This window comes from Luteimonas rhizosphaericola (assembly GCF_029888045.1).
GTDB lineage: Bacteria > Pseudomonadota > Gammaproteobacteria > Xanthomonadales > Xanthomonadaceae > Luteimonas > Luteimonas rhizosphaericola.
On record NZ_JARXRN010000012.1, the window covers coordinates 1 to 1868 of the forward strand.

Genomic DNA, 1868 nt, shown 5'->3' on the forward strand with positions numbered 1-1868 from the left:
TGCTGTTCGGTGCGGCGGGAGAGGTCGCTGTTGCCCGAAGCGATCTCGGACGCGGCGGCGTTGATCGCGTCGCTGCCGCTGCGGATCTGGCCGACCACGTCGGCGAGTTTGCGCACGGTGCCGTTGGCGTCCTCGGCCAGGCGGCCGAACTGGCCGGGCAGGCTGGCGTCGGCCTCGCGGGTGAGATCGCCGGCGGCGACCGCCGACAGCAGGGTTCCCACTTCGGACAGGCCGCGGTCGGCGCTTGCCATCAGCCGGTTGAGCGAGACGATCATGTCGCGGTAGGCGAACCGGAACCGGTCGGCGTCGCCGCGCTGGCTGAAATCGCCCGCGGCAGCCGCCTCGGACAGGCGCTGGATTTCGGCATTGATGGCCAGCAGGGTGGACTTGGTCGCGTCCATGGTCTCGGTCAGCACCGCCTTTCCGCGCGGCAGGCGATCCATGTCGCGCGACAGGTCGCCCTCGGCGTATTCGCGCACCAGGGCCACCAGCCGCATCTTGGTGTCGATGTGCGCGGCGACCAGTTCGTTGACCTGGTCCGCCATCTCGCCGAACGCGCCTTCGAACCGGGCCGCGTCGATGCGGTGGTCGATGTCGCCGGCCTCGTGCGCGGCGTGCATTTCGCGCTGTGCGCCGGAGATTCGCTGCAGCACCTGCTGGATGCCCTGCAGCGACTGCAGCAGGCGCGCGGTCTCGTCGCGTCCCTGCACCTGGATCTGTCCGTCGAGGCGGCCGCGGGCCAGCGCGGTGGACGCCTCGACCGCGCGCGCGATCGGCTGCGTGATCGAACGCGAGATCACCCACGACGCGGCGAGCAGCAGCGCCAGCACCACCGCCAGCTTGGCCAGCGCGGCGCGCGCGGAGGCCCACAGCGCGGCCTGCACGTCGTCGACATAGATCCCCGAGCCGATCACCCAGCCCCAGGGCGCGAATTCCTGCACGTAGGAGATCTTCGGTACCGGCTGGTCGGCGCCGGGCTTGGGCCAGGCGTAGTGGATGAAGCCAGCGCCGCCGGCCTTGACCCGTGCCACCGCCTCGACGAACAGGTGCACGCCGTTGGGATCGGCGAAGCCGGTGAGATCGGTCCCGTCCATCTCCGGCTTGAACGGATGCATCAGCATCCGCGGCTGCATGTCGTTGATCCAGAAATAGTCGTCGTTGCCGTAGCGCAGTGCCTTGATCGCCGCCATCGCGCCGTCGCGGGCCTGCTCCTCGCTGAGCTCGCCGCGTTCGGCGCGGGCGTGGAAGTGCCCGGCCAGCGTGACCGCCGACTGCACCTGGCCGCGCGTAGCCGTTTCCTTCTCGGCCATCAGCATGCGGTGTTCGGCCGTGAGCTGGAGGGCGATGACCGTCAGCAGGGCCAGGATGCCCAGTGCCGTCAGCAGCCCGAGCTTGCGCGAGATCCCGAGGCGGGACAGGAAGGAAGACATGCGGATACCCGACCGTATGGAGTTGGTCTCCATAACGGCACGGCACGCCGGAACCTTCGGCCCGGCAGTACGTCCGTTCACGCAGCGGACGGGCGCGCCCGTCCGCTGCGTGCGGGATCGGCCGGCTCAGAACTCCTGCCACTCCCCGGAGGCCGCAGCCGTCACCGCCACGGCCGGGCGGGCAGGAGTGCGCGGCGCCGGCCGGGCGGGCGCGCGCAGCGGCGATCGCTGCGGCAGGGCCGAGACCTTCGACGGCGCGGCGGGCGGCGCGGCCGGCGGGAGCAGCGGCGTGGCGGCCTGGTCGCGGGTGCGGAATACCGCGACCGTCTGCACCAGCTGCCCGGCCTGCTGCTCCATGCTGCGCGCGGCGGCGGTGGCTTCTTCGACCAGGGCCGCGTTCTGCTGCGTGCCCTCGTCCATCTGGGTGATCGCCACGTT

The 1868-nt window shown here is 71.3% G+C and carries 1 protein-coding gene and 1 pseudogene; both read right to left on the reverse strand.

Annotation, left to right across the window (positions count from 1 at the left end):
- A partial coding sequence (locus QFW80_RS00895; protein WP_280599056.1) for a cache domain-containing protein occupies positions 1-1430 on the reverse strand: 1430 nt, incomplete at its 3' end.
- A 126-nt stretch (positions 1431-1556) separates the two neighbouring features.
- Positions 1557-1868, reverse strand: a pseudogene (locus tag QFW80_RS00900) (methyl-accepting chemotaxis protein); the annotation flags it as partial.